Origin of the sequence: Streptomyces sp. H27-H5, assembly GCF_026627505.1 — a bacterium.
GTDB lineage: Bacteria > Actinomycetota > Actinomycetes > Streptomycetales > Streptomycetaceae > Streptomyces.
In genome coordinates this window covers 1-2242 of record NZ_JAPNLK010000256.1, presented here as the reverse complement: position 1 = coordinate 2242, position 2242 = coordinate 1, and the positions used below count along the sequence as shown (strand labels likewise).

General features: G+C 67.8%; 5 protein-coding genes. 1 reads left to right on the top strand and 4 read right to left on the bottom strand.

What is annotated here, in order from left to right:
* Positions 1-76: 76 nt before the first annotated feature.
* Positions 77-256, bottom strand: coding sequence for a CsbD family protein (locus OTB19_RS42545; RefSeq protein ID WP_420717032.1), 180 nt, complete (start codon positions 254-256; stop codon positions 77-79).
* A 200-nt stretch (positions 257-456) separates the two neighbouring features.
* On the opposite strand from OTB19_RS42545, the gene OTB19_RS42540 reads away from it, so the two are divergent.
* The gene (locus OTB19_RS42540) at positions 457-618 is read left to right on the top strand and encodes a hypothetical protein (RefSeq protein ID WP_037792689.1); all 162 of its coding nucleotides are present in this window, start codon (positions 457-459) and stop codon (positions 616-618) included.
* 204 nt (positions 619-822) lie between these two features.
* On the opposite strand, the gene OTB19_RS42535 is transcribed toward OTB19_RS42540, so the two are convergent.
* The 3 genes from OTB19_RS42535 to OTB19_RS42525 form a co-directional block, all read right to left on the bottom strand.
* On the bottom strand, positions 823-1233 hold the full coding sequence (locus OTB19_RS42535; RefSeq protein WP_267804219.1) for an ATP-binding protein: 411 nt from the start codon (positions 1231-1233) through the stop codon (positions 823-825).
* 141 nt (positions 1234-1374) lie between these two features.
* Complete coding sequence (locus OTB19_RS42530) at positions 1375-1728, bottom strand: STAS domain-containing protein (protein ID WP_324290596.1); 354 nt, start codon at positions 1726-1728, stop codon at positions 1375-1377.
* 155 nt (positions 1729-1883) lie between these two features.
* Positions 1884-2072, bottom strand: coding sequence for a hypothetical protein (locus tag OTB19_RS42525; protein WP_267804217.1), 189 nt, complete (start codon positions 2070-2072; stop codon positions 1884-1886).
* Positions 2073-2242 lie beyond the last annotated feature (170 nt).

Below are 2242 nucleotides of genomic sequence, written 5' to 3'. Positions count from 1 at the left end.
GCGGGCATCGTCCCGGTCTGACGAACGGACAGGCATCCCCGTCGTCACCGGCCCCGTGGGCGCGGCGTTCGGTGGATCAGTGCTTGAAGGTGTCCTTCACCTTTTCCTTGGCCTGGCGGGCATCGCCCTTGGCCTGCTCGGCGCGACCTTCGGCAGTGAGGCGTTCATTGCCGACGAGACGGCCTGCGGTTTCCTTGACCTTGCCCTTGGCCTGCTCGGTCTTGGCCTGGGTCTTCTCTTCACCGGACACGGTCATCACTTCCAAGCGGTAGAGAAAGCTTACACAGGAACGTCTGCCCACTTCTGCTGAGACAAACGTGCCGACGGGGGTCCCCTGGCAAACGAGACGTGCTGGAAAGGGTGTACGGCTTCCCGCCTGGGCGGATAAGAAACGCCTAAATAAGAACGCATGCGCGGGGATCGTCAGGGCAGAAGACGCTTCGGAGGTTGATAACTATGGTTCCCCTGCTTCTTGTTCTTCTGCTCGCTCTGATCCTTTTCGGTGCCGGTTTCGCGGTGAAGATCCTTTGGTGGGTCGCGATCGCCGTGCTGGTGCTGTGGCTGATCGGATTCGTCGCCCGTCCCAAGGGAGGCAGCGGCCGTTGGTACCGCTGGTAGCGGCTCCGGCGCACTGACTCCGGTCCACCGTCTCCGGCGTACCGGATCCCGTGTACGGACACGAGGCCTACGGGGCCCACCCCTTCACCGGGGGTGGGCCCCGCCGTCATACCCGGTGCCGCCGCGCCCGGTTCGATGCGGTCCCAGGTCCCGGCCCGCTGACCTGGCCGCACGACGTGTACCCCCGTGTCGAAGGAAACAGGTTCAGGCCAGGCGAAGTTCGGCGCTGATGGTCTTGCCGTCGAGGTGGCTGCGGATGTCGACGCGTTCGGTGAGGCGTTTGATGAGCGGCCATCCGTAGCCGCCCGGCCGGTCGGGGGTGCCCGTGCGGGGCTCGGGGGCGTGGGGGTTGGCGTCCGCGACGGACAGCAGGAGGGTGTCGTCCGCGATCTCGGTGTGGAACGCGGTGAGGCCGCCGCCGTGGCGGATCGCGTTCGTGACGAGCTCGGAGGTGACGAGGAGGGTGTCCGCGGCGGTGACGCTGTCCAGGCTGATGCCCGCACGTCGCAGCAGGTCGCAGACCCTGGCGCGGGCGGCGGCCGCAGTGGCCGGCACGCGGGTGGAATCGGCCGCCGGTGGCGCCGGCGCGTGAGGGGCCGGTGTCGCGACGGTCATGTGACCGCGGTCCTTTCGGTCTCCGGAGCCGCGGCTGTCATCGGCTTCTGTGGACGCGTTCATACCGTCATCGCCTGCCCATCGTGGCGGGTGTCATGTGGCGACACACCGGTTCGGTCAGGAGATGTGCACAACGTGGGCTCAGCATGTCATCGCGGTCTCCAGGGAGTCCGTCATGCGGAACGCCGGTCCGGACCCGGTCACCTCGAACAGTCGGCGGATCGTCTCCTGCAGCGGGCCCGCGAGAACGAGAACCACTCCCGCCGCCATGTGAGCCTTCCGGGCGTCGAACAGTGCGTGAAGGACGGAGGAGTCCGCGAACTCCGCTTGGGACAGGTCGACGATCGTGCGGGAAGTCCCGCGTGCCGCTGCCTCGACGAGAGCCTGAGCCAGGCCCGGCGCGCTCTCCCCGTCGAGATCGCCGCGCAGGCGGACGACGGTCATGCCTTCGTGCGCGGTCGTGGTGACCACCGCTGCTTCGTCTCCGTTCACCACGACATACTCCTACACGGCGAACGGCCGAACCGGCCCGGGTCCCCACCAGGGCCCGGTCGTCGGGGGCCTGGATCACGTGCCGAGCACGCCGTGTGACGCACGGGCGTGACACACCGCGTACGGCGCGACCTACCGGCCGTGAGCGGTGCCGCGGGTCACACGTCCGTTTCGCCCGCTCCCTGGACGATCTGCTCCTGCGTGATGACCTGGATCTCGTTGGTGAGCTCGTTGCGAATCCGGTACACCGCGTGCGGTCCCGGATCGCGAACCTCCTCGACACGGCCGTGGTGTCGGCCCTCCCGGCCGTCGCGGTAGCCCACTCGATCGTTCTTTTCGAGCGCCATGTTCTCCTCCTGGAGCGCCCGTCCCCGCCCGCGAACGCTCTGGGGACCCTGATGGTTAATTCGGTCAGGCTGTCAGGGCGAGTTCGAGGCGGGCGAGGTGGGTGGTTCTGGTCCGGTCGATGGGGTGGCCGTTCCACCAGGCGTGGAGTCGGATCAGGTTGAGGGCGACC

Bases quoted from the DNA above. Each gene is read 5' to 3' on its own strand.
- OTB19_RS42540 (WP_037792689.1), top strand. From the start codon at position 457: ATGGTTCCCCTGCTTCTTGTTCTTCTGCTCGCTCTGATCCTTTTCGGT.
- OTB19_RS42525 (WP_267804217.1), bottom strand. From the start codon at position 2,072: ATGGCGCTCGAAAAGAACGATCGAGTGGGCTACCGCGACGGCCGGGAG.
- OTB19_RS42545 (WP_420717032.1), bottom strand. From the start codon at position 256: ATGACCGTGTCCGGTGAAGAGAAGACCCAGGCCAAGACCGAGCAGGCC.
- OTB19_RS42535 (WP_267804219.1), bottom strand. From the start codon at position 1,233: ATGACCGTCGCGACACCGGCCCCTCACGCGCCGGCGCCACCGGCGGCC.